Here is a 22,571-nt window from a genome sequence, read left to right on the forward strand (position 1 = left end):
ATGAATTTCGAACAGCTGTTTTCGGTCAAGGGCAAGGTTGCCCTCGTCACCGGTGGTTCGCGCGGCATCGGCAAGATGATCGCGCAGGGCCTGATTGCGGGCGGCGCAAAGGTCTATATCTCGGCGCGCAAGGCGGATGTCTGCAATGCCACCGCCGAGGAACTCGGCCCCAACTGCATTTCGCTCCCCGCCGATATCTCCAATGTCGCAGGCGCCCGCCAGCTGGCCGCGCAGCTCGCCGAGCATGAAAGCCGCCTCGACATCCTGGTCAACAACGCCGGCGCTGCCTGGGGCGCGGAGTTCGAGGATTTCCCGGAAATCGGCTGGGACAAGGTGATGGACCTCAACGTCAAGTCGCCGTTCTTCCTGACCCAGGCGCTCCATGGCCTGCTCAAGGCAGGGGCGACAGCGGAAACCCCAGCAAAGGTCATCAACATCTCGTCGGTCGATGGCATGCGGATCAACCCGTGGGAAACCTACAGCTATCAGGCCAGCAAGGCCGCGCTGATCCAGCTGACCAAGCGGATGGCGGTGCGGCTGCTGCGCGATCATATCTATGTGACGGGCATCGGCCCGGGCGCATTTCCCTCGGACATGAACAAGGCCGCACGCGATCATGGCGACATGGTGTCAAAAAGCGTGCCCAACAAGCGCGTCGGCGACTGGATGGATATTTCCGGCGCGGTGATCTTTCTCGCCAGCCGGGCAGGGGACTATGTCATCGGTACGACGATCCCGGTCGATGGCGGCATCGTCAACGCACAGGTGCCGATGGGCGGATACGATCCCGAAGGCAATTGACCGCGCTATGATATCGCTGCCGGGCCCTGCATGACGGCGCGGGGCCCGCAGCCGCTCAGCCGAGCGGTGGCGGGTTCATCAGGTCGCGGACATAATCGATCAGCCCGGTCTGCCGCGCACGCCGCATCCGTTCGGACTGCAGGATCTGGCAGACCTTGGTGAAACAGCTGTCCACGTCGTCGTTGATCACCACAAAATCATAGCCGTCCCAATGGCTGATCTCATCCTGCGCGCGCGCCATGCGGCTGGCGATCACCTCTTCGCTGTCGGTGTTGCGTCCGCGCAGGCGGCGGTGCAGTTCCTCGAGCGACGGCGGCAGGATGAACACGCGCACGACATCGCCCTCTGCGCGCTGGTACAACTGCTGGGTGCCCTGCCAGTCGATGTCGAACAGGAAGTCCTGGCCCTCGCGCAGCCCCTGCTTCACCGCAGCCTTGGGTGTACCGTAATAATGGCCGAAGACCTTGGCCCATTCGAGCAGTGCGTGATCCTCCACCAGCTGATGGAAGGTGGCCTCGTCGATGAAATGATAATGGGTGCCGTCGATTTCGCCGGGACGCGGCGGCCTCGTCGTGACAGAGACCGACATGCACAATTGGTTGTCTGCCTCCAGCATCATCCGCGCGATGGTGGATTTGCCCGCACCTGAGGGTGATGACAGGATGAACAGAAGCCCGCGCCGGGCTAGAGCATTTTTGGATGCGGAAATGACCATGGCGGCTCATGGCCAAACCACGGGCTGGGCGTCAACCGGTTTGTTCAAACCAGACCGTCAACCGGCCCCGCCAGTCCATCGGCCCCTTCGGTCACGGCTTGGGCGGCGCGGTCTCTTTTGCCTTGCGCTGATCGTAAAGCGCCTTGGCGAGCAGCGCACCGCCGACCAGCAGCGCGCCGGGAACCGAGCGGGTCGCGATCCGTGCTGCGATGGCACCCACCAACGTGCCGCCGAACAGCCCGGCTGCGAGGTTGTTCCTGGCGCGTGAACTGATCAGGCCGCGCACCATTTCGTCATTGGCCGCGGTCGAGATCAACCGGCCAGCGCCGCTGATCGCACCGCGCGACCAGTGCGCCGGGGTCGCGTTCGGCGCAGGCGCCGCACCGTTGGCCGCAGGTGCGGGCGCCGCTGCTGGGGCGGTGGGGGCGGGCGTCGTCGGAGTCGTGGTGGGGCTGGTCATGTGATTATCCTTAGCGCAATTGGCTTCGGACCTCAAACGTCCCATCGGTCGCAAGCGTTCCGCAACTATCTAGCGGCCCGTCATGTCCTCGGCGCGGACGTGCGCATCGAATGTCGCTTCATCGACAAGCCCAAGCGCAAGCCCCGCTTGCTTGAGTGTCAGATCATGCTCATGCGCGTGCTTGGCGATCTTCGCAGCGTTGTCATAGCCAATCACCGGGGCAAGCGCGGTCACCAGCATCAAGGACCGCTCGACCAGATCGGCGATGCGCCCGGTGTTGGCGCGCAACCCCTCGACGCACCGTTCGGCGAAGCCTTCCATCCCGGTGGCGAGCAGATCGATCGAGCGCAGCACATTGGCGCCGATCAGCGGTTTGAAGACGTTGAGCTCAAGGTGCCCCTGCATGCCCCCGACCGTCACCGCCTGATGGTTGCCGATCACCTGCGCCGCAACCATGGTGAGCATCTCGCATTGCGTCGGGTTGACCTTGCCAGGCATGATCGAGCTGCCCGGTTCATTGGCGGGAAGATCGAGTTCGCCAAGCCCCGATCGCGGACCCGACCCGAGCAGCCGGATGTCGTTGGCGATCTTGGTCAGCGCCACCGCCAGGGTGTTGAGCGTGCCCGAAAGGTGCACCAACGGATCATTGGAGGCGAGCGCTTCAAACGCGTTTTCCGCCGGGTGGAACGGATGCCCGGTAATCCCGGCAATTGCATCGCACATGTCGGCTGCAAAGCCTTTGGGCGCGTTGAGCCCGGTGCCGACCGCGGTCCCGCCGATCGCCAGCCGATACGTGCCCGCCGCAATGCCGGGTTCGATCCTCCGCCCGCAGCGGTAAAGCTGGTTGGCGTAGCCGGAAAATTCCTGGCCCAGGGTCAGCGGCGTTGCGTCCTGCAAATGGGTGCGGCCGATCTTGACGATCTCTTCCCACTGCGCCGATTTGGCCTCCAGCGCGCCGGTCAGCCGCTCGAGCGCGGGCAGCAACCGGTTCTTGGCTTCGAGGCTGGCAGCGATGTGCAGGGCGGTGGGGAAGCTGTCGTTGGACGACTGGCCCATGTTGACATGGTCGTTGGGATGCACCGGCGACTTGCCGCCGCGGGTTCCAGTCAGCAATTCGTTGGCGCGGCCCGCGATCACCTCGTTGACGTTCATGTTGGTCTGCGTGCCGCTGCCGGTCTGCCATATCGTCAGCGGAAACTGGTCGTCATGCGCGCCCGAGATCACCTCCTGCGCTGCGGCGTCGATGGCGTCGGCGACGTCTGCGGGCAAGCCATGGCGACGGTTGACCCGGGCGGCCGCCTGCTTGACGATCGCAAGGCCGTGCACGATGGCGATCGGCATCCGCTCGTGCGGCGCAAACGGGAAATTCTCGATGCTGCGCTGGGTTTGCGCACCCCAATAGCAATCCGCAGGCACCGCGATCGATCCCAGCGAATCGCTTTCCATGCGGCTGTTCTGGCTGATCATGGTGCTTGTCCGTCTGGCGCGGCGATCGCGCCGCTATTTGCGTTTGCCGAAATCCACGCTGACGACGTTGGAGCCATCGCCATCGCCGCCGGGATGGTCGTTTTCGGCAGCCTCGTGCGGCTCCGGCGGCGGTGTATCGCCGGTCACCTGGAACTGCAGCCCGAAATCGACCGCCGGATCGACGAACGCGGTAATCGCGCTGAACGGAATGAACAGGTGCGCAGGCACGCGGTTGAAGCTCAGCCCCACCGCAAAGCCGGTCTTCTCGACCTTGAGGTCCCAGAATTTCTGCTGGAGCACGATCGTCATCTCGTCGGGGAACCGCTCGACCAGATGCCGAGGGATATCGACGCCGGGTGACCCGGTCTTGAAGGTGATGTAAAAATGGTGATTGCCGGGCAGGCCGTTGGTCTCGACCTCGCCCAGCACCCGACCCACGACAGCGCGCAGGGCCTCCTGCACGATCTCGTCGTAGGGAATCAGGCTGTCGGCTGCATCGTCGCTCATAGCCTTTTTGTTGGACTGACTGCCGCGCAGGGTCAAGGCGCTATTGGCATCACGGGGCAAACAGCCGCGTCAGACGGCAAAGATGTTGCGCGTGCGGGCAAGGTGATTATAGGGCGCAGCATGCGCACCGCCCGGATAGAACGCAAGACCCATGAAACCGATATTCTGGTCGAGGTGAACCTCGACGGGACCGGCCAGTTCGACGTGTCGACGGGAATTGGCTTTCTCGATCACATGGTCGAGCAATTCTCGCGTCACTCGCTGATCGACCTGACCTGCCGGATCAACGGCGACCTGCATGTCGACCAGCACCACACCACCGAGGATTGCGCGCTCGCGATAGGCCAGGCGATCGTCCAGGCGCTGGGCGACAAGGGCGGCATCGTCCGCTATGGCCATGCCTATTCGCCGATGGACGAGACCTTGAGCCGCGTTGCGGTCGATATCTCGGGGCGGCCTTTCTTTGTCTGGAAGGCGGGCTTCACTCAGCCGCGTCTGGGCGAGATGGACACCGAACTGTTCGAGCACTGGTTCCATTCGATCGCGCAGACCGCCGGCCTGACGCTGCATATCGAACTGCTGTACGGCGCCAACAACCACCATATCTGCGAGAGCATCTACAAGGGCTTTGCCCGCGCAATGCGCTCGGCGGTCGAGATCGATCCGCGCAAGCAGGGGGCCATTCCCTCGACCAAGGGTGTGCTGGGTGGCTGAGCGTGTCGCGCTGATCGATTATGGCGCAGGCAATCTTCACAGCGTCCACAATGCCCTGAAGGCCGCAGGCGCGCCCGATATCGCTGTGACCGCCGATCCCGATGCCGTCCGCAATGCCGACCGCATCATCCTGCCCGGCGTGGGTGCCTTCGCTGCCTGCATGGGCGGGCTGTCGGCGATCCCCGGAATGATCGAAGCGCTGGAAGCACGGGTGCTCGGAGACAAGGTGCCGTTCCTTGGCATCTGCGTCGGCATGCAGTTGCTTGCGACGCGCGGGGTCGAGCATGGCGTGCACGCGGGTTTGGGCTGGATCCCCGGCGAGGTGCGGCTGATCGAGGCTGCGCCGTCGGTCAAGGTGCCGCATATGGGCTGGAACGACGTCGTGCCGTCGGCGGGTGCGCCGCTGATCGAGCATGGCGAGGCGTATTTCCTGCACAGCTATCATTTCGCTGCCGCCGAAGCTGCGGATGTCGCCGCGCGGACCGATCACGGCGGCTGCGTCACCGCGGCAATCGCGCGCGACAACATCATCGGCGTGCAATTTCACCCGGAAAAGAGCCAGGCCTATGGTCTTGGCCTGCTCCGGCGCTTTCTCGACTGGAACTGGCCATGAGCATCATCGTATTTCCGGCCATCGACCTCAAGGGCGGACAGGTCGTCCGGCTCGCCGAGGGCGATATGGACCGCGCCACCGTTTATGGCGATGACCCCGCTGCCCAGGCGATGCTGTTTGCTGAAGCCGGCGCGCAGCATCTGCACGTCGTCGATCTCGACGGGGCGTTTGCGGGCGAGGCGGTCAACCGCAGCGCGGTCGAATCGATCATCGAAAGCTTCCCCGGCTATCTGCAACTCGGCGGCGGCATCCGCACCCGCGAAGCGGTCGAGGGCTGGTTCGGTCTAGGCGTCGCGCGCGTCGTCATCGGCACCGCAGCGCTGACCGATCCCGAATTCGTCCGCGACATGGCGAAAGCCTATGAAGGCGGCATCGTCGTTGCGGTCGATGCCCGCGACGGCATGGTCGCGACGCATGGCTGGGCCGATGTCTCCGATGTACCCGTGGCCGACATGGCGCGCCGGTTCGAGGACGCCGGTGTTGCCAGCCTCCTCTTCACCGATGTCGGCCGCGACGGCATGCTCAAGGGCTGCAACATCGAGGCGACCGTGGCACTCGCGCGTACCACCGACATTCCGGTGATCGCCAGCGGCGGGGTCAAGGGCATCGACGATATCCACCTGCTCAGCCTGCATGCCGAGGATGGTATCGAGGGCGTGATCACGGGCCGCGCGCTGTATGACGGGCGGCTCGACCTTGCCACTGCGATCGCGATGGCCGCGCGCGGATGAGCGTTCGCATCCGCGTCATCCCCTGTCTCGACGTCGCCAATGGCCGGGTGGTCAAGGGCGTGAACTTCGTCGATCTCAAGGATGCGGGCGATCCGGTCGAGCAGGCGCGCGCTTATGATGCCGCCGGGGCCGACGAGCTGTGCTTTCTCGATATCTCGGCCAGCCATGAGGCGCGCGGCACGATCATCGATGTCGTCCGACGCACGGCAGAGGTCTGCTTCATGCCGGTGACCGTCGGTGGCGGCGTGCGCAGTCCCGAGGATGCGCGCGCGCTACTGCTGGCAGGCGCAGACAAGGTCGCGATCAACAGCGCTGCTGTGGCGCGGCCCGAACTGGTCGGCGATATCGCCGAGCGCTTCGGCAGCCAGTGCGTTATCGCCTCGATCGATGCGCGGCGCCGCACGGACGGCGAGGGCTGGGAAATCTTCACCCATGGCGGACGCAAGGCGACCGGCATCGACGCCATCGAACACGCGCTGAACCTTACCCGGCTTGGGGCAGGGGAGCTGCTGGTCACCTCGATGGACCGCGACGGCACCCGCGACGGCTATGACCTGGAGCTGATCCGCACGATCGCCGACCAGGTCGATATCCCGGTGGTGGCCAGCGGCGGTGTCGGGCATATCGGCCATCTGGTCGATGGTGTGACGCAGGGCCATGCCAGCGCGGTACTGGCCGCGTCGATCTTCCACTTTGGCGAGGCAAGCATCGCCGATGCGCACGCTGCGTTGCGCGCCGCAGGGCTTGCAGCCAGAGCGCTCTGAACGGCGTTCAATCGGGACCAAGCGTCGGTTCGCTTGACAAGACGCCATAATGCGCCTCCGGCTTTAACCATTATGTGCAAGCAATTCCGCCGCTTTGGCCGTTTTGGCCAGCAGCTTGCTTAACCTTTCATCATGAAGTGTCTCGGAATGATACCCGGCAGGATCAACGGCTTTACCGCGCGCGGCATTGCGGGCGCATTGGGAGGCGCTCTGCTTTCTGGGCAGCAGGCGCTCGCCAGTCCGCTGCCGGTCGTGACGCTGGACGGGCTGACCCGAGCTGACGGCATCCGCAGCTGGATCGAGATCGCAGAACCCGGCAACCTGGGCCTGCTGTTCATGGGCATTGCCGGGCTGCTGATCGGTCGCTGGGCCGCAGGCGGCAAGCGCAAAGGTCCGCCCAAACCCTGAGCGATCGATGCTTCGCCCTCTTGACCTCGCGCAAGGCTGCGCGCAGAGCGCAGGACTATGGCAGACCCCATCATCGAGCGGCTTGAGGCCATCATCGCCGAGCGGCGCAGCGCCTCTCCCGACAGCAGCTATGTCGCAAAGCTGAGCGCCAGAGGCCGCGCCCGCATCGCCCAGAAGATCGGCGAAGAGGGTGTCGAAACCGTCATCGCCGCGATGCAGGGCGATGGCCCCGGCGTCATCAGCGAAAGTGCCGACCTGGTGTTCCACCTGCTGGTGCTGTTCGCCGATATGGGCCTGACATGGGATCAGCTCACCGCCGAGCTCGACGCCCGCGAAGGCACCTCCGGAATTGCCGAAAAGGCGTCTCGCCCCAAGGCCAGCCCAAAGGAATAGCCGATCATGCCGATTGACCCCACGCTTCCGTATGACGACCAGAACATCTTCGCCAAGATCCTGCGTGGCGAAATCCCCTGCCAGAAGGTGCACGAGGACGATCACGTGCTGGCGTTCCATGACATCAATCCGCAAACGCCGACGCATGTGCTGGTGATCCCCAAGGCACCGTTCGTGAGCTGGGACGATTTTTCCGCACGCGGCACCGACGAGCAGATCGCTGCGTTCGTGCGCGGGGTGGGCGAGGTCGCGCGCATGCTGGGTCTGGTCGAGCCCGGCTATCGGTTGCTCGCCAATATCGGGATCGATGCGCACCAGGAAGTGCCGCACCTGCATGTCCACCTGTTCGCCGGGCGCAAGCTGGGTCCGATGCTGATGACCGGCTGATAAGGCCTGCAAGGCCAATCCTCCCGGCGCAACTTTATGACAAGCCGGTTGCCACCGCGTGAAAAGCCGCTAATCCTTGCGGCATAGGGGTATAACCCTGGGACGCAACCGGCAGGTCCGAACCTGCCAAGGGTGGGAAATCGACAACATCATGAAATTTGCCCGTGTCAAACCGCTGGACGCCATTCTGGCGACCGCGAAGAAAAAATCATTGCACCCGACGCTCGGGGCCTTTCAGCTGACCTTGTTCGGGATCGGCTGTGTCATCGGCACCGGCATCTTCGTGCTGACCTCTGCCGGCGCGCAAAAAGCCGGTCCGGGCCTGATGCTGGCGTTCGCCATTGCCGGCCTGATCTGCATCGTGGCGGCCTTGTGCTATGCTGAAATCGCCGCGATGATCCCGGTTGCAGGCTCTGCCTACACCTACACCTATTCGGTCATGGGCGAGATGCTCGCCTGGACCGTGGGCTGGGCACTGGTGCTCGAATATGCCGTGGCGGCAAGCGCGGTGTCGGTCGGGTGGTCCGGCTATTTCACCGGCACGATATTGAACGAGTTCTTCGGGATCGTGCTGCCACCATATCTGACTGCGGGGCCTGTGGCTCTGGGCGGTGCACCGGGAGGCCTGATCAACCTGCCTGCCGTTGTCATCGCGTTGCTGGTCACCTGGCTGCTGATGATCGGCACCAACGAGTCGGCCAAGGTCAATGCGGTTCTCGTACTGATCAAGGTCACCGCGCTGACGGCGTTCATCGTGCTGACCTTACCCGCGACCGAAATGGAGAACTTCAACCCGTTCCTGCCGGCCGGCGTGTTCGGCGGCTTTGGATCGGGTGTTGGCGCGGTGGGCGCAGCAGCGACGATCTTCTTTGCCTATGTCGGCTTCGATGCGGTCTCGACTGCGGCCGAAGAAACCAAGAACCCCCAACGCAACGTGCCGATCGGCTTGATCGGAAGCCTTGGCATCTGCACCGTGTTCTACATCCTCGTGGCTGCAGGCGCGGTCGGATCGATCGGCGGCCAGCCGATCATGGGACCCAATGGCGTACCTTTCCCTGCGGGATCGGAAATGCTCGCCCGCCAGTGCGCGATGCCCGAATATGCGGACATGCTGGTCTGCTCGAACGAGGCGCTGGCGCACGTTCTGCGCATGATCGGCTTCAGCGGCGTCGGCAACATGCTGGGCATCGCAGCGTTTATCGCGCTGCCTTCGGTGATCCTCATCCTGCTGTTCGGCCAGACCCGCATCTTCTTCGTGATGGCGCGCGATGGCCTGCTGCCTGAGGGCCTGTCGAAGATCCACCCAAAGTGGAAGACGCCTTATGTGGTGACCGCCATCACGGGAGCGATCGTGGCGTTTGCTGCCGCGTTCCTGCCCGTGGGGCAGCTGGCCGATATCGCCAACGCCGGAACGCTCTATGCGTTCATGATGGTGGCGATTGCGGTGATGATGCTGCGCAAGACCGATCCGGACCGCAAACGCGTGTTCCGTACCCCGGCCTTGTGGCTGGTCGGACCTGCAACGATCGCGGGCTGTATCTTCCTGTTCCTCAACCTGCCGTTCGAAGCGATGATCGTGCTGCCCGCCTGGGCCGCCATCGGCCTGGTGATCTACTTCCTGTATGGCTACAAATCGAGCCATCTGGGCAAGGGCATCATCGAAGTGCCCGATGACGACATCCTCAACCCGCACGGTTGACCCAAAAGAAAAACCCCGGCCTCACCAGCCGGGGTTTTTTATTGCCCATCGATACCGCTACCGCCGATAGCGGCTACATCGGCGACCTTGGGCAGGTGCCGGGGCGGCGGAACAGCTTGCCGTTTTCGGCCCAGACGATGAAGGCCAGCGACGCCAGCCCGCACAGCAGGAAGCCCATTGCCATCGGCAGTGTCGAGCCATCGAAAGCCTGGCCGATCAGGGCACCGATCCCGGCACCTAGAACGGTCCGCAAGGCCATCTGGAACGACGAGGCCGCACCGGCCATCGCGCCGAACGGCTCCATCGCGATCGATCCGAAATTGGCGCCGATGAACCCGACCATCGCCATGTTGAGCGCCACCAGCACCAGGAACACCGACATCGGCTCGTGCGGCAGCAGCGCCGCGCCGATCTGCAGCAAAGACAGCGCGAGAAAGGCGAGCAAGGCCCATTGCGACACCCGGCGCGCGCCGAAGCGCTCGACGATGCGACTGTTGAACCAGTTCGAAACCGCCATCGATCCTGCAACCGCTGCGAACGCGTAAGGGAAGATGTCCTGCGCATCGAACACGTCGGAGAAGATCTGCTGCGAGCTGTTGAGGAAGCCGAACATCGCCCCCATCACCAGCCCGCTGGCGGTAACATGGCCAAAACCGGTGCGGTTGAAGATCACCTTGGACCAGGTGCTGACGATGACATCGAGACGGATCGGGATGACATGCTCGGGGCGCAGCGTTTCGGGCAGCCGGAGCCATACCCAGGCACCCACCGCCGTTCCCATCACCGCCAGCAGCACGAAGATGAAGCGCCATTCGGCAAAATACAGGATGAGCTGGCCAAGTGTCGGCGCAATCACCGGAACCGCCATGAAGACGATGAAGATGATCGACATGAAGCTGGCCATGCGATCACCCGAAAAGATGTCGCGGATCACCGAGACCACCAGGACGCCCATCGCCGCTGCTGCAAACCCTTGCGCAAAACGCAGCGCAAGGAATATCTCGAAGTCGGGTGCGAAGGCGCAGGCCAGCGCGAGTATGACATAAAACACGGTCGACAGCAGCAGCACCGGTTTGCGCCCGACCCGGTCGCCGATCGGGCCATAAAACAGCGATCCGATCCCCATGCCGAGCAGATAGCTGCTGATCACATATTGCCGGCGGTTGGGTTCGAGGATGCCAAACGCCTCGCCCAGCGCCGGGAACGCCGGCAGGATCGCGTCGATCGCCAGCGCGTTCAGCGCCATCAACGCCGCCATCATCGCGACGAGTTCGCGCGTCCCCAATGGAAATTCTCCAGTCGGCGTGCTCGCCGCGCCGCGCGCTGTTTCTTGAGTTTTCGGTTTGTGCATCGCTCTTCAATGGCGCTTGGCAAGCCGATTGCCAACCGCCATCGCCGCATCTATTTCAGCCCAAGATGACCAATCCGGCAGAGCCTGCGCAACGCAAGATCATCCATATCGACATGGATGCGTTCTTCGCCAGCGTGGAACAGCGCGACAATCCGGCGCTGCGCGGGCTGCCGGTGGCAGTCGGTGGATCGTCGCGGCGCGGTGTGGTCGCAGCGGCCAGCTATGAGGCACGCACCTTTGGCGTGCGCTCGGCGATGCCTTCGGTCACGGCGCAGCGCCGTTGCCCCGACCTGGTGTTCGTCAAGCCACGCTTCGATGTCTATCAGCAGGTCTCGCGCCAGATCCGCGCGATCTTTGCGCAGCACACCGACCTGATCGAACCCCTCTCACTCGACGAGGCCTATCTCGATGTCACCAGCAATCACCAGAACATCGCATCGGCAACCCATGTCGCGCAGATGATCCGCGCCGATATCGCGCGCGAAACCGGGCTGACCGCCAGCGCCGGGGTGTCGTACAACAAGTTCATCGCCAAGCTCGCGAGCGACCAGAACAAGCCCGATGGGCTGTGCGTGATCCGCCCGGAGCAGGGGCCCGCCTTCGTCGCCGCCTTGCCGGTCAAGCGGTTCCACGGCGTCGGCCCGCGTACCGCAGAAAAGATGGCGGCGTTGGGGATTGTCACGGGGGCAGACCTTGCGGCGAAGTCCGAGCAATGGCTGCTCACCCATTTCGGCAGCTGGGGCAGCTATCTGCACGGCGCCGCGCGCGGTATCGATCATCGTCCCGTCCGGCCCGACCGGATCCGCAAGTCGATCGGTGGCGAGCGGACCTATCATGACGACATATGGGCCGAGTCTGCCTTGCGCGATGCGCTCGAGAGCATCGCCGATATCGTCTGGGAGCGAGTCGAACGCAGCGAAGCCCAGGGGCGCACGGTGACGCTCAAGGCACGCTATGCCGATTTCCAGACGATCACCCGCGCCAGGTCGCTTGGGGCACCGGTGGCTGACCGCACGACATTCGGGCAGATCGGGCACGCTCTGATCGACCAGATCCTGCCGTTGCAGAACGGCATCAGGCTGCTGGGGCTGACGCTGTCGGGCCTGTCACATGCCGAGGACGACGAGCAATCCGACGAACGACAACCGGAACTACCGTTCGGCTGATCACCAGGCATCTGCCGGCGGCAGACCGTCGCGGATCTCGATCAGCCTGCGCTGCGTGGCCGGGGCAATATTGGCGGGCAGGGGGTCCAGCGGGATGTACGCGGCCTCGATAATCTCCCGCCCGTCGACGCGCGGTTCGCCCGAAGCCGTTCCGGTCACGACGGTGATATGATTGCGTGCACCTTCGGCTGATGAGAAGAACTCGGCATGGATGCGCGCCTCGCTCAGCTTGCAGCCGGTTTCCTCGCGCAGTTCGCGCTCGGCCGCCGCCAGCACGCTCTCGCCACGATGGATACCGCCGCCGGGCAGCATGAACACGTCGCGCGACTGATAGCTGTGCCGCACCAGCACGACATGCGTGCCGCCGCGCAGGGCAACGACCTTCACGCCATAGGTGCGTGGCTTGACGACCCGCCAGTAGACCAGCCTGACCTTCTGGGCGATCCGGTAGGCCAGGTGCAGCGCGCTCATGCCCGCCGCGTGTCCCTGCCGTATCGCCCGAAGCGATCAGACATCCAGATTGGCGACGTTGAGCGCGTTCTCCTGGATGAACTCGCGGCGCGGTTCGACGATGTCGCCCATCAGCTGGGTGAACACCTCATCGGTGATGTCCGCATCGTCGACTTTCACCTGCAGCAGCGAGCGGTGGTTGGGGTCGAGCGTGGTTTCCCAGAGCTGCTCGGCGTTCATCTCGCCCAGACCCTTGTAGCGGGCGATCGCCAGACCCTTGCGCCCGGCGGCGAGGATCGTCTCGAGCAGAACCGAGGGTCGGTTGATCGTCACGCCGGTTGCCGATGCGACCGGCTCGTCCAGCTCGTCATTTTCGTTGTCGGAGTCGTTTTCCGTCGGCGTGGAGGCTCCGGCTTTGACCAGCCTGCTGGGGTTCAGATACATTGCGGCAAATTCGCCTGCCACCCGGTGCAGCTTGCGCGCTTCCGCGCTATTGAGGAACGGCAGGTCGACGACGTGATGGTCGGTCACCCCGCGCCACCAACGTTCGAGATGATAGCCGCCCTCGACCGAGAGCGCGCCGCTCCAGCGCGCTTCGGGATCGGCGCCGCCCATCCAGGCGGTCGCGGTGTTGACCGCGGCCAGCCGGTCGCTGTCGGGCATATCGGGCGAGAGAGCGCCTGCAAGCGCCAGCCCCTCGATGATCAGCGGATCGTAGCGACGCGGAATATACGTCATCAGGCTTTTCATACGCCGGGCGTGTTCGACCAGCTCGCGCAGATCATCGCCACCGCGCGCACCCTCGATCGTCTCGAGGATCCGGCCCTGCAGCCCCGCATCGACCAGATACTGGTCAAGCGCGTCGTTGTCCTTGAGGTAGACCTCGCTCTTGCCCTTGGCGACCTTGTACAGCGGCGGCTGGGCGATGTAGAGATAGCCGCCGCGAATGATCTCGGGCATCTGGCGGTGGAAGAACGTCAGCAGCAGCGTGCGGATATGCGCGCCATCGACGTCAGCGTCGGTCATGATCACGATCTTGTGATAGCGCAGCTTCTCGATGTTGAAATCATCGCGGATGCCGGTGCCCATCGCTTGGATCAGCGTGCCGACCTCCTTCGACGAGATGATCCGATCGAAGCGCGCGCGCTCGACGTTGAGGATTTTGCCCTTCAAGGGCAGGATCGCCTGATAGTGGCGGTCACGGCCCTGCTTGGCCGATCCGCCTGCCGAGTCACCCTCGACCAGGAACAGTTCGGACTTGGCGGGGTCGCGCTCCTGGCAGTCGGCAAGCTTGCCGGGCAGCGAGGCGATGTCCATCGCACCCTTGCGCCGGGTGAGCTCGCGCGCCTTCTTGGCAGCCTCGCGCGCCGCTGCAGCATCGATGATCTTGGCGACGATCGACTTGGCGTGCGCGGGGTTTTCCTCGAGCCATTCGGCCATCTTGTCGGCCATCAGGCTTTCGAGCGGCTGACGGACTTCGGAGCTGACGAGCTTGTCCTTGGTCTGCGAGCTGAACTTGGGATCGGGAAGCTTGACCGAGACGATCGCGGTCAGCCCTTCGCGCATGTCATCGCCGGTGAGGGAGACCTTTTCCTTTTTCAGCAGCCCCGACTTCTCGGCATAATTATTGAGCGTGCGGGTCAGCGCGGCGCGGAAGGCGGCGAGGTGCGTGCCGCCGTCGCGCTGGGGGATGTTGTTGGTGAAGCAGAGGACATTTTCGTAATAGCTGTCGTTCCACTCGAGCGACACGTCGATGGTGACCTCGTCGCGTGATCCCGAAATCGAGATCGGTTCGGGCATCAGAGACTGCTTGTTGCGGTCGAGGAACTTGACGAACGCGGCGATGCCGCCCTCGTAATACAGATCGTGCTCCTTGGCCTCGGCATGGCGTTCGTCGCGCAGAATCACGCGCACGCCCGAGTTGAGGAAGGCGAGCTCGCGATAGCGGTGCTCGAGCTTCTCGAAGTCATATTCGGTGACGTTCTTGAAGGTGTCCTGCGAGAACAGGAAACGCACCTGCGTGCCCTTCTTGCCATCGGGGGCGGGGCCGAGCACCTTCAGGGGCGCTTCGGAATCGCCATGGCGAAACCGCATCCAGTGTTCCTGGCCGTCGCGCCAGATGCGCAGCTCGAGCCATTCGGACAGCGCGTTGACGACGCTGACGCCCACGCCGTGCAGACCGCCCGAAACCTTGTAGGCGTTGTCGTCGCTGGTGTTCTCGAACTTTCCGCCTGCGTGCAACTGGGTCATGATGACCTCGGCGGCCGAAATGCCCTCTTCGGTGTGGATGCCGGTGGGGATGCCGCGGCCGTTGTCCTCGACCGTCACCGAATTGTCGGGGTTGAGCGTGATCAGCACGCGGTCGCAATGCCCGGCCAGCGCCTCGTCGATCGCGTTGTCGGAGACCTCGAACACCATGTGGTGGAGGCCCGATCCGTCATCGGTATCGCCAATGTACATCCCAGGCCGCTTGCGCACCGCATCGAGGCCCTTGAGGACCTTGATCGAATCTGCGCCATAGCTGTTGGTGTTGGCCGGGTTCTGGTTGTTTTCGGTGGAAGTGCTGGGAGTGTCTGTCATCGTTTCGTCATAGCCGTGAAGGTCCAGAAACCCAAGCGGAACTGGCCGGTTTTGCACATATTTTCGCGCGTGCGCCGCTGTGCTGAAACCCGGTTGCCGGGCATCGGGCGCAGCTTGCTTGAATGATGGCCTCGATCACCTATAACCAGAGCATGAAAGCCATTTCGATACCCGTACTTGCCATGCTCATCGTCGCCGGTTGCGCCGATCCCGAGCCGACCGAACGGCGTGCGCCGGGCGGTCAGGCTGCCGGAGAGCGCCTCGGCGCCGAAGAATCGAGCCCGACCGCACGTCCGGTGACCATTGGCGAAGGCGGCGCGCGGTTCGCCGCATGCCAGGGGCGTGGCCGCGTCGGAGGATTGCGCGGGGCTGAATTGCCGGTGCGCGATGCACCGTTCGATGGCGCCAGACAGGTCGGCGCGCTGACCGACGACACCCAGGTGTTCGTCTGCACCCGCAGCCTCGACCAGCAATGGCTTGGCGTCGTGGTTGGACAATTTCCCGCGACCACCACCGCTGCCCAGGGGGCTGCCGCACCCCCCACGGATGAGCCGGCACCATCGGCAACACCCGCAGTCGATTGCGGCGTCACGCGGCCTGTCCGCACCAAGCAGCCCTATTCTGGCCCATGCCTCAGCGGTTGGGTCGAGAACACCTTCGTGGCATCGGTCGCGAACTGATCGTCCGTCGATGTAGCGCGATTGTCGCTTTTCACGCGCTGCTGCGCTGGGCATAACCTTTCCATACAAGCGGCAACCAAGCCGCAGGGAGAGGATCGGAATGGATATCAGCGCAGCGCTCGAGCAGGAATTCGGCAACTGGCCGGGGATCGTCGCGGAATGGGGCAGGCAACAGCCCGATGCGCTCGCGCTCGATGATGGCGCAAACCAGATCAGCTGGAGCGAGCTTTCGGCGCAGGTCGACCGGATGGCGGTGCAACTGCTTGCCGATGGCCTGCAGCGCGGGCAGGCGGTTGCGATCCTCGGGACCACCGGCATTCCCTATGCCCTTGCGTATCTTGCTGCGATTCGGGCAGGGGGATGTGCCGCGCCGCTGACCACCAGTGCGACCCCACGACAGCTCGCCAACATGCTGGCGGACTCCGGGGCGATCCACCTCTTCATCGACCGCGACAAGCGTGCAGAATTGCTGGCAAGCGGGGTCGCGCTGCCCGACGTTCGGCACATCATGCTCGATGCAGGCGATGATGGCACGCCGGTAATCGGCGACTGGATGGCAGGCGAAGGCGCCGTTCCCGATGTCGAACCACCGCTGCCTGGCGATGCGTTCAACATCATCTATTCCAGCGGCACGACCGGCACGCCCAAGGGCATCGTTCATTCGCACGCCATGCGCTGGCGCCAATCCGTGGCCGGTTTCCAGGCGATCTACAGCGAACAGGCACGCTCGATCCTGTCGACCCCGCTCTACTCCAACACCACGCTGGCGGTGTTCCTGCCGACAATCGTCCATGGCGGCATGGCGCGACTGATGGGCAAGTTCGATGCGGCAGCGTGGCTCAAGGCGGCAGAGTCGATGCGCGCCACCCATACTATGCTGGTCCCGGTCCAGTATCAGCGGCTGATGTCCGATCCGGCGTTCGATTCGCATGATCTGTCTTCGATGCAGCTCAAGTTCTGCACCAGCGCCCCGTTCAGCGCCGAGCTCAAGGCAGAGGCGCTGCGCCGCTTCCCCGGCGGGTTGGTCGAGATTTACGGCATGACCGAGGGCGGGGTGGTGTGCATGCTCCAGGCGCACAATTTCCCCGACAAATTGCACACCGTTGGCCAGCCGGTGAAGGGGCACGAGCTCAAGGTCATCGACGAAGAGGGCAACGAGCTGCCCCCGGGCTCGAAGGGCGAGATGGTCGGCCGCTCGCCGACGATGATGAGCGGCTACAAGAACCAGCCCGACAAGACTCGCGACATGGAATGGCGCGATGCGCAAGGCAACCTGTGGTTCAAGATGGGCGATATCGGCATCGTCGACGAAGACGGCTTCGTCCAAATCGTCGGCCGCGCCAAAGACATGATCATCTCGGGCGGGTTCAACATCTATCCCAAGGATCTTGAGGAAGCGCTGATGCAGCATCACTCGGTGGCCGATGCAGCCGTGGTCGGCATGCCGTCCGAGCGCTGGGGCGAAACCCCGGTCGGCTTCATTGTCCCGGCGCCTGGCGCTCCCTTCGATGCCGACGAGGTGCTCGCCACCGTCAACGCCGAACTCGGCAAGACCCAGCGCCTTGCCGCGCTCCACCCGATCGACGAACTGCCGCGCAGCCACATCGGCAAGGTGTTGAAGACCGATCTGCGGGCGATGCTGGCGGAAGGGGTGTAAGAGGGTTTCACGCGAAGCCGCGAAGCCGCGAAGAAGGGGAAAGGGCGATGAAGGTCGATGTCGAGAGCATCGCTCGTATAGCAGTCGATTGCGGCCTGCAGGTTCATCGCGAATTGGGTCCGGGTCTGCTCGAGTCGGTTTACGAGGCCGTTCTGGCGCATTGCCTTCACCAGGCTGGACTGAAGGTTGATCGGCAACAGCCGATCAGTATCAGTTACCGGGGTCTTGACCTGCGAGAGGGTTTCAGAGCTGATATCATTGTCGAAGACACCTTGATCATCGAGATAAAATCGATTGAGAAGCTCGCGCCTGTTCATAGCAAACAGCTGCTCACGTATTTACGATTGGCGCGCCAGCCAGTCGGACTGCTCATGAATTTCGGTGCTGCGACCTTCAAGGAGGGCATCAGGCGGATCGTAAACGATCACCGCCACTTCGCGTCTTCGCGTCTTCGCGTGAACCATATTCCTGTAGCAACCGATGATCAGCCGCGACGTTGAACTCTGGACTTGCCGCGCCGCTCAAACTATCGGCTGAGGCATGACCATAGCCCATGACGAATCCGTTCTGATTGTCGATTTCGGCAGCCAGGTGACGCAGCTTATCGCACGGCGGGTGCGCGAGGCCGGGGTGTACAGCGAGATCGCCCCGTTCACCACCGCCCAGGCGGCGTTCGAGCGGCTCAAGCCCAAGGGGATCATCCTCTCGGGCAGCCCGGCATCGGTTCTCGACGAGGCGAATCCACGCGTCTCCGATGCCATCCTCAATTCCGGCCTGCCGATCCTGGGCATCTGCTATGGCCAGCAGACGATGACGCAGCAGCTGGGGGGCACGGTCGAGGGCGGCGGTGACAAAGGCGGCGAGTTTGGCCGTGCGTTCATCCAGATCACCGACCGCTGCCGATTGTTCGACGGGCTGTGGAAGGAAGGCGAGTCGCATCAGGTGTGGATGAGCCATGGCGACAAGGTCACCGCGCTGGCACCCGGCTTCCGCTCGGTAGCATCCTCGCCCGGCGCGCCTTTTGCCGTGATCGCCGATGACGAGCGCAGCTTTTACGCGATGCAGTTCCACCCCGAGGTCGTGCACACGCCCGATGGCGGCAAGCTGATCGCCAATTTCGTCCGCCATGTCTGCGGCTGTCGCGGTGACTGGTCGATGGCCGAATTCAAGGCCGCCAAGATCGCGGAGATCCGCCAGCAGGTCGGCAGTTCGCGCGTGATCTGTGGGCTTTCCGGCGGAGTCGACAGCGCAGTCGCTGCTGTGCTGATCCACGAGGCGATCGGCGACCAGCTGACCTGCGTCTTCGTCGATCACGGCCTGATGCGGCTGGGCGAGGCGGACCAGGTCGTCAGCCTGTTCAAGGGCCATTACAACATCCCGCTGGTGCATGTTCAGGCCGAAGCTCTGTTCATGGGCGGGCTCGCCGGGGTTACCGATCCCGAGCTCAAGCGCAAGTTCATCGGCAAGACCTTCATTGACGTGTTCGAGTCCGAAGCCCGCAAGATCGGCGGCGCGGATTTCCTGGCGCAGGGCACGCTCTATCCCGATGTCATCGAGAGCGTCTCGTTCACCGGCGGGCCTTCGGTGACGATCAAGAGCCATCACAATGTCGGCGGCCTGCCCGAGCGGATGAACATGAAGCTGGTCGAGCCGTTGCGCGAGCTGTTCAAGGACGAGGTCCGCGCGCTGGGCCGCGAGCTTGGTCTGCCCGACATCTTTGTTGGCAGGCATCCGTTCCCGGGACCCGGCCTTGCGATCCGCATCCCCGGCGAGGTCACGCGCGAGCGCTGCGATGTCCTGCGCAAGGCAGACGCGGTCTATCTCGACGAAATCCGCAATGCCGGGCTCTACGACGCTATCTGGCAGGCCTTCGCGGTGCTGCTCCCGGTCAAGACCGTGGGCGTGATGGGCGATGGGCGCACCTATGACAACGTCTGCGCGTTGCGCGCGGTGACCAGCACCGACGGCATGACTGCAGACATTTATCCGTTCGATTCCAGCTTCCTGCAGCGCACTGCGACGCGGATCATCAACGAGGTCAAGGGCATCAACCGCGTGGTCTATGATTATACCTCGAAGCCGCCGGGCACGATCGAGTGGGAATAATCCTGGATCGCCTCGCCGGCTTTATGCGTTAGGCCATCGGTCCCTTTGGCGAGCAAGGGGCGTGCCTGTTTTCGCTTCATCAGCGCACAATGAAATGGAGAACGGAGATGCCCGATGGCCATCGATGTTGCGATCTGGCTGGCGCTTGCGAGTAACCCATCCGTTGCTCAGCCATCCCCCCCGGAACCCCCCGAAGCAACCGACCGCGAAGCCCCGCCATCCGAAAACCTGCCGCAACCTAGCCGATTGCGCCAGTCCGATCCGCAGCTGACGGCGGCGGGTTCGCGCGCGAGTGAAAATGCGGTGCGGCAAGCCGGCGATGCCTTTGGCACGGTGGTCGGCCGCGAAGGCGTTGGCCTGTACGATACCGATCAGGTGCGCGGATTTTCTCCCGTGGTGGCCGGCAATGTCCGCATCGCAGGGCTGTATTTCGATCCCGTCATCCTTCCCACCGACCGGATCAGCGGGACGACGCTGGTGCGGGTCGGCCCCACGGCGATCGGCAGCCCGTTTCCGGCGCCCACCGGCATTGTCGATCTGGGGCTTCGCATTCCCGGCGACGAACTCGCCGCCAGCGCCCAGGCGGGCGCGACAAGCTTTGGCGAAGTCCGCGGCGAGATCGACCTTGCCGTGCCAATCAACGAACGGCTCAGCCTGGGGTTCGGCACGACGCTCGAGTGGCTGCGTTTTGGCGACGGGCAGCGCGATGACAAGTTCGAAGGGGCATTCATCGCCAACTGGCGACCCAGTGCCGATCTGACATTCGTTCCCTTCGTCAGCGTCGCCTATACTCCGCTTGACGACGCGACCCCCGTCTATCTGCCTGCAGGCGAATATCTGCCGCCGCGTCTGCCGCGCCGCGTCCGGATCGGGCCTGACTGGGCAAAGACGGTCGATACCGAAATCAACGCCGGCGTTGTCGCCGATTGGCGGATCGCCGATGGCTGGGCCATCAAGGCGGGTCTGTTTCGTTCGCAGGCCGATTTCCCCAGGGATGCAACCAACCTGATCTTCGATGTCCAGCCCGATGGACGGGCGCGGCAGGAGATCATCGTCGATCCCCCGCTCTTCTTCGGATCGACCAGCGGCGAGGTCCGGCTGACCCGGACAATCGACGACGGCCCGCGAACCCACCAGATCCACGCAGCCTTGCGTGGCCGCGATGCCTTTCGCCGCTTTGACGGCGCGGACGAGATCGACCTTGGCGAGACCGTCATCGGCCGCCGCAATTTCCTGCCGGAGCCAGCATTCGACTTCGGCGAGCAACAGCGGGACCGCGTCCGCCAGTGGACCGGCGGACTGGCTTATGAAGGCCGCTGGGACAATCGGGGCGAGCTCAGCATAGGCATCCAGCGCACCGACTATCGCAAGCGCATCGGTCTGCCCGACCAGGATCCGGTCGCCACGGATGCGCGGCTGTTTCTGTTCAATATCGGAGCAGCGGTCGATCTCACCTCGCGGCTTGCCGCTTATGGCGGGTTCGTCACCGGTCTGGAGGAAAGCGGCATCGCGCCTGGCAACGCCGCCAACCGCAACGAGGCGCTTCCGGCGATCCGGACGCGCCAGTTCGACTTCGGCTTCCGTTACAAGCTGACCGAAGAGCTGCGGCTGGTAACCGGTGTGTTCGAAGTGTCGAAACCCTATTTCAATCTTGATGCCTCCAACCGTTTCGGCGAACTGGGCACCGTGCGCAATCGCGGTATCGAAGCGTCGCTGGCGGGTGCCTTGACCCCGGAACTTGCGGTCAACATCGGCACGGTGCTGCTCGATCCATCGGTCAGTGGCGAGGCTGTGGAGCTCGGCGTGTCGGGCCCGCGTGCGGTCGGCGGGATCGCGCGGCGCATCGAGGCCAATGCGGATTGGCGGCCATCGATGCTCGCTGGGGTGTCATTCGATCTTGCTGTGTCCCATCGATCGCCCGAGACCGCAACGGTCAGCAATGCGGTCACCATTCCCGCTCGGACCCTGGTCACGCTCGGCGGTCGATATGGATTCAATGTCGGTCGCGCGCCTGCGGTCTTGCGGGTGCAACTCAGCAATGTGTTCGACGTGCAAGGGTTCGAGCTTGAAGACGCAGGCGCCTATCGGCTCATCGAGCCGCGATTGCTGCAGGCCTATATCACGTTCGACTTTTAACGGTCGTCTTCGCCGACAGCGTCCTCTTATCGCAACCGCTTGACGAACAGCCCGCCATTCTCGCGGCGTTCAGTGGTGAATTGCGGCGAGGCTTCGAACATGTCGAGCAGGCGCGGGAAACCGTGGTTGCGGACGTCGAAGCTCGACCGGTTGCCCGCGATCTTGCCGACCTCGCTCAACGAGGCGAAGCCGCGCTCGTCGCGCTTGCTCGCCTGATAGGCATCGATCAGCAGCTGGATGACGCCTTCGTCGATGCTCGCGCCGCCCGCGGCCGGCTTGGGGTCGGGCTTGCCGTTGCCCTTTGCCGCAGCGGCATTGTCCGCCTTCTTCTCGGCCCCCTGGACCTTGATCAGCGCGTTCACATCGATGAACCGGGTGCAGGCCTGCTTGAACGCTTCGGGCGTCTTGTCGCCACCAAAGCCATAGACCGGCAAGCCATCCTGGCGAATGCGCTGGGCGAGCGGCATGAAGTCGCTGTCCGAGCTCATGATGCCGAACCCGTTGACGCGGCCGCGAAACAGCAGGTCCATCGCGTCGATCGTCATCTTCATGTCGGTGGCGTTCTTGCCCTTGGTCAGGTCGAACTGCTGCTGCGGCTCAATGCCGAACTTGTGCACGATATCGGCCCAACCCTTGAGCGCAGGTTTGCGCCAGTTGGCGTAGGCGCGGCGAATGTTGACGGTGCCGAGCTCCGCCAGCACGGTGAGTACCGGATCGATCCCTGAGGGGCTGGCGTTGTCTGCGTCGATCAGCAGCGCGATGTTGGGGGGTGTTTCCTTGGCCATG

General features: G+C 63.8%; 23 protein-coding genes. 15 read left to right on the forward strand and 8 right to left on the reverse strand.

The window, feature by feature from the left end:
• A complete protein-coding gene (locus ACK4R0_RS11725; RefSeq protein ID WP_409674217.1) occupies positions 1 to 801 on the forward strand; it encodes an SDR family oxidoreductase in 801 nt (266 codons plus the stop codon).
• Positions 802 to 856: 55 nt separating this feature from the next.
• Here the strand turns inward: ACK4R0_RS11725 and gmk are convergent, their stop codons facing one another.
• From gmk to ACK4R0_RS11745, 4 genes are all read right to left on the reverse strand, one after another.
• Positions 857 to 1,516 (reverse strand): guanylate kinase, encoded by a 660-nt coding sequence (gmk, locus tag ACK4R0_RS11730; RefSeq protein ID WP_409674121.1) that lies wholly within the window; start codon positions 1,514 to 1,516, stop codon positions 857 to 859.
• 91 nt (positions 1,517 to 1,607) lie between these two features.
• Positions 1,608 to 1,976 (reverse strand): hypothetical protein, encoded by a 369-nt coding sequence (locus ACK4R0_RS11735; RefSeq protein ID WP_409674122.1) that lies wholly within the window; start codon positions 1,974 to 1,976, stop codon positions 1,608 to 1,610.
• Positions 1,977 to 2,045: 69 nt separating this feature from the next.
• Positions 2,046 to 3,443 (reverse strand): class II fumarate hydratase, encoded by a 1,398-nt coding sequence (fumC, locus tag ACK4R0_RS11740; RefSeq protein ID WP_409674123.1) that lies wholly within the window; start codon positions 3,441 to 3,443, stop codon positions 2,046 to 2,048.
• 33 nt (positions 3,444 to 3,476) lie between these two features.
• Positions 3,477 to 3,950: an SspB family protein gene (locus tag ACK4R0_RS11745; protein WP_409674124.1), complete on the reverse strand. Its 474-nt coding sequence runs from the start codon at positions 3,948 to 3,950 to the stop codon at positions 3,477 to 3,479.
• A gap of 120 nt (positions 3,951 to 4,070) precedes the next feature.
• On the opposite strand from ACK4R0_RS11745, the gene hisB reads away from it, so the two are divergent.
• The 8 genes from hisB (at position 4,071) to ACK4R0_RS11785 (ending at position 9,659) form a co-directional block, all read left to right on the forward strand.
• Positions 4,071 to 4,664 carry an imidazoleglycerol-phosphate dehydratase HisB gene (gene hisB / locus ACK4R0_RS11750; protein WP_409674125.1) on the forward strand — a complete coding sequence of 198 codons (594 nt, stop codon included), beginning with the start codon at positions 4,071 to 4,073 and terminating at the stop codon, positions 4,662 to 4,664.
• Entirely contained in the window at positions 4,657 to 5,277 is a 621-nt protein-coding gene (gene hisH / locus ACK4R0_RS11755) for an imidazole glycerol phosphate synthase subunit HisH (RefSeq protein ID WP_409674126.1), read from the forward strand. Before hisB ends, hisH begins: the two co-directional genes overlap by 8 nt.
• Positions 5,274 to 6,008 carry a 1-(5-phosphoribosyl)-5-[(5-phosphoribosylamino)methylideneamino]imidazole-4-carboxamide isomerase gene (gene hisA / locus ACK4R0_RS11760; RefSeq protein ID WP_409674127.1) on the forward strand — a complete coding sequence of 245 codons (735 nt, stop codon included), beginning with the start codon at positions 5,274 to 5,276 and terminating at the stop codon, positions 6,006 to 6,008. The genes hisH and hisA overlap by 4 nt, the downstream gene beginning before the upstream one ends.
• On the forward strand, positions 6,005 to 6,772 hold the full coding sequence (hisF, locus tag ACK4R0_RS11765; protein ID WP_409674128.1) for an imidazole glycerol phosphate synthase subunit HisF: 768 nt from the start codon (positions 6,005 to 6,007) through the stop codon (positions 6,770 to 6,772). Before hisA ends, hisF begins: the two co-directional genes overlap by 4 nt.
• Positions 6,773 to 6,904: 132 nt before the next feature.
• On the forward strand, positions 6,905 to 7,180 hold the full coding sequence (locus ACK4R0_RS11770; RefSeq protein WP_409674129.1) for a hypothetical protein: 276 nt from the start codon (positions 6,905 to 6,907) through the stop codon (positions 7,178 to 7,180).
• 57 nt (positions 7,181 to 7,237) lie between these two features.
• Positions 7,238 to 7,573, forward strand: a complete 336-nt coding sequence (locus ACK4R0_RS11775; protein ID WP_409674130.1) for a phosphoribosyl-ATP diphosphatase — start codon at positions 7,238 to 7,240, stop codon at positions 7,571 to 7,573.
• 6 nt (positions 7,574 to 7,579) lie between these two features.
• On the forward strand, positions 7,580 to 7,960 hold the full coding sequence (locus tag ACK4R0_RS11780; RefSeq protein ID WP_409674131.1) for a histidine triad nucleotide-binding protein: 381 nt from the start codon (positions 7,580 to 7,582) through the stop codon (positions 7,958 to 7,960).
• 151 nt (positions 7,961 to 8,111) lie between these two features.
• Positions 8,112 to 9,659, forward strand: a complete 1,548-nt coding sequence (locus tag ACK4R0_RS11785) for an amino acid permease (protein WP_409674132.1) — start codon at positions 8,112 to 8,114, stop codon at positions 9,657 to 9,659.
• A 73-nt stretch (positions 9,660 to 9,732) separates the two neighbouring features.
• On the opposite strand, the gene ACK4R0_RS11790 is transcribed toward ACK4R0_RS11785, so the two are convergent.
• A complete protein-coding gene (locus ACK4R0_RS11790; RefSeq protein ID WP_409674133.1) occupies positions 9,733 to 11,010 on the reverse strand; it encodes a multidrug effflux MFS transporter in 1,278 nt (425 codons plus the stop codon).
• 65 nt (positions 11,011 to 11,075) lie between these two features.
• Here ACK4R0_RS11790 and dinB point away from each other — a divergent pair, with 65 nt between their 5' ends.
• Complete coding sequence (gene dinB, locus ACK4R0_RS11795) at positions 11,076 to 12,176, forward strand: DNA polymerase IV (protein WP_409674134.1); 1,101 nt, start codon at positions 11,076 to 11,078, stop codon at positions 12,174 to 12,176.
• Here dinB and ACK4R0_RS11800 read toward each other — a convergent pair whose 3' ends face one another.
• Positions 12,177 to 12,647 carry an NUDIX domain-containing protein gene (locus ACK4R0_RS11800; protein WP_409674135.1) on the reverse strand — a complete coding sequence of 157 codons (471 nt, stop codon included), beginning with the start codon at positions 12,645 to 12,647 and terminating at the stop codon, positions 12,177 to 12,179.
• A 36-nt stretch (positions 12,648 to 12,683) separates the two neighbouring features.
• On the reverse strand, positions 12,684 to 15,206 hold the full coding sequence (gene gyrB / locus ACK4R0_RS11805) for a DNA topoisomerase (ATP-hydrolyzing) subunit B (RefSeq protein WP_409674136.1): 2,523 nt from the start codon (positions 15,204 to 15,206) through the stop codon (positions 12,684 to 12,686).
• A gap of 182 nt (positions 15,207 to 15,388) precedes the next feature.
• On the opposite strand from gyrB, the gene ACK4R0_RS11810 reads away from it, so the two are divergent.
• The 5 genes from ACK4R0_RS11810 (at position 15,389) to ACK4R0_RS11830 (ending at position 21,785) form a co-directional block, all read left to right on the forward strand.
• Positions 15,389 to 15,886: a hypothetical protein gene (locus tag ACK4R0_RS11810; RefSeq protein ID WP_409674137.1), complete on the forward strand. Its 498-nt coding sequence runs from the start codon at positions 15,389 to 15,391 to the stop codon at positions 15,884 to 15,886.
• A gap of 100 nt (positions 15,887 to 15,986) precedes the next feature.
• The gene (locus ACK4R0_RS11815) at positions 15,987 to 17,543 is read left to right on the forward strand and encodes a class I adenylate-forming enzyme family protein (RefSeq protein ID WP_409674138.1); all 1,557 of its coding nucleotides are present in this window, start codon (positions 15,987 to 15,989) and stop codon (positions 17,541 to 17,543) included.
• A 47-nt stretch (positions 17,544 to 17,590) separates the two neighbouring features.
• Positions 17,591 to 18,043 carry a GxxExxY protein gene (locus tag ACK4R0_RS11820; protein WP_409674139.1) on the forward strand — a complete coding sequence of 151 codons (453 nt, stop codon included), beginning with the start codon at positions 17,591 to 17,593 and terminating at the stop codon, positions 18,041 to 18,043.
• 40 nt (positions 18,044 to 18,083) lie between these two features.
• Positions 18,084 to 19,649 carry a glutamine-hydrolyzing GMP synthase gene (gene guaA, locus ACK4R0_RS11825; protein ID WP_409674140.1) on the forward strand — a complete coding sequence of 522 codons (1,566 nt, stop codon included), beginning with the start codon at positions 18,084 to 18,086 and terminating at the stop codon, positions 19,647 to 19,649.
• A gap of 114 nt (positions 19,650 to 19,763) precedes the next feature.
• Complete coding sequence (locus ACK4R0_RS11830) at positions 19,764 to 21,785, forward strand: TonB-dependent receptor domain-containing protein (protein WP_409674141.1); 2,022 nt, start codon at positions 19,764 to 19,766, stop codon at positions 21,783 to 21,785.
• 26 nt (positions 21,786 to 21,811) lie between these two features.
• On the opposite strand, the gene ACK4R0_RS11835 is transcribed toward ACK4R0_RS11830, so the two are convergent.
• Positions 21,812 to 22,570 (reverse strand): NYN domain-containing protein, encoded by a 759-nt coding sequence (locus ACK4R0_RS11835; RefSeq protein ID WP_409674142.1) that lies wholly within the window; start codon positions 22,568 to 22,570, stop codon positions 21,812 to 21,814.
• Between the last annotated feature and the right edge of the window lies 1 nt (position 22,571).

Source organism: Blastomonas sp., from assembly GCF_046294995.1.
Taxonomy (GTDB): Bacteria; Pseudomonadota; Alphaproteobacteria; order Sphingomonadales; family Sphingomonadaceae; genus Blastomonas.

Excerpts from the sequence above, each read along its gene's own strand:
- ACK4R0_RS11725 (WP_409674217.1), top strand. The coding sequence starts at position 1 with ATGAATTTCGAACAGCTGTTTTCGGTCAAGGGCAAGGTTGCCCTCGTC.
- gmk (WP_409674121.1), bottom strand. The coding sequence starts at position 1,516 with ATGGTCATTTCCGCATCCAAAAATGCTCTAGCCCGGCGCGGGCTTCTG.
- ACK4R0_RS11735 (WP_409674122.1), bottom strand. The coding sequence starts at position 1,976 with ATGACCAGCCCCACCACGACTCCGACGACGCCCGCCCCCACCGCCCCA.
- fumC (WP_409674123.1), bottom strand. The coding sequence starts at position 3,443 with ATGATCAGCCAGAACAGCCGCATGGAAAGCGATTCGCTGGGATCGATC.
- ACK4R0_RS11745 (WP_409674124.1), bottom strand. The coding sequence starts at position 3,950 with ATGAGCGACGATGCAGCCGACAGCCTGATTCCCTACGACGAGATCGTG.
- hisB (WP_409674125.1), top strand. The coding sequence starts at position 4,071 with ATGCGCACCGCCCGGATAGAACGCAAGACCCATGAAACCGATATTCTG.
- hisA (WP_409674127.1), top strand. The coding sequence starts at position 5,274 with ATGAGCATCATCGTATTTCCGGCCATCGACCTCAAGGGCGGACAGGTC.
- hisF (WP_409674128.1), top strand. The coding sequence starts at position 6,005 with ATGAGCGTTCGCATCCGCGTCATCCCCTGTCTCGACGTCGCCAATGGC.
- ACK4R0_RS11770 (WP_409674129.1), top strand. The coding sequence starts at position 6,905 with ATGAAGTGTCTCGGAATGATACCCGGCAGGATCAACGGCTTTACCGCG.
- ACK4R0_RS11775 (WP_409674130.1), top strand. The coding sequence starts at position 7,238 with ATGGCAGACCCCATCATCGAGCGGCTTGAGGCCATCATCGCCGAGCGG.
- ACK4R0_RS11780 (WP_409674131.1), top strand. The coding sequence starts at position 7,580 with ATGCCGATTGACCCCACGCTTCCGTATGACGACCAGAACATCTTCGCC.
- ACK4R0_RS11785 (WP_409674132.1), top strand. The coding sequence starts at position 8,112 with ATGAAATTTGCCCGTGTCAAACCGCTGGACGCCATTCTGGCGACCGCG.
- ACK4R0_RS11790 (WP_409674133.1), bottom strand. The coding sequence starts at position 11,010 with ATGCACAAACCGAAAACTCAAGAAACAGCGCGCGGCGCGGCGAGCACG.
- dinB (WP_409674134.1), top strand. The coding sequence starts at position 11,076 with ATGACCAATCCGGCAGAGCCTGCGCAACGCAAGATCATCCATATCGAC.
- ACK4R0_RS11800 (WP_409674135.1), bottom strand. The coding sequence starts at position 12,647 with ATGAGCGCGCTGCACCTGGCCTACCGGATCGCCCAGAAGGTCAGGCTG.
- gyrB (WP_409674136.1), bottom strand. The coding sequence starts at position 15,206 with ATGACAGACACTCCCAGCACTTCCACCGAAAACAACCAGAACCCGGCC.
- ACK4R0_RS11810 (WP_409674137.1), top strand. The coding sequence starts at position 15,389 with ATGCTCATCGTCGCCGGTTGCGCCGATCCCGAGCCGACCGAACGGCGT.
- ACK4R0_RS11815 (WP_409674138.1), top strand. The coding sequence starts at position 15,987 with ATGGATATCAGCGCAGCGCTCGAGCAGGAATTCGGCAACTGGCCGGGG.
- ACK4R0_RS11820 (WP_409674139.1), top strand. The coding sequence starts at position 17,591 with ATGAAGGTCGATGTCGAGAGCATCGCTCGTATAGCAGTCGATTGCGGC.
- guaA (WP_409674140.1), top strand. The coding sequence starts at position 18,084 with ATGACCATAGCCCATGACGAATCCGTTCTGATTGTCGATTTCGGCAGC.
- ACK4R0_RS11830 (WP_409674141.1), top strand. The coding sequence starts at position 19,764 with ATGGCCATCGATGTTGCGATCTGGCTGGCGCTTGCGAGTAACCCATCC.
- ACK4R0_RS11835 (WP_409674142.1), bottom strand. The coding sequence starts at position 22,570 with ATGGCCAAGGAAACACCCCCCAACATCGCGCTGCTGATCGACGCAGAC.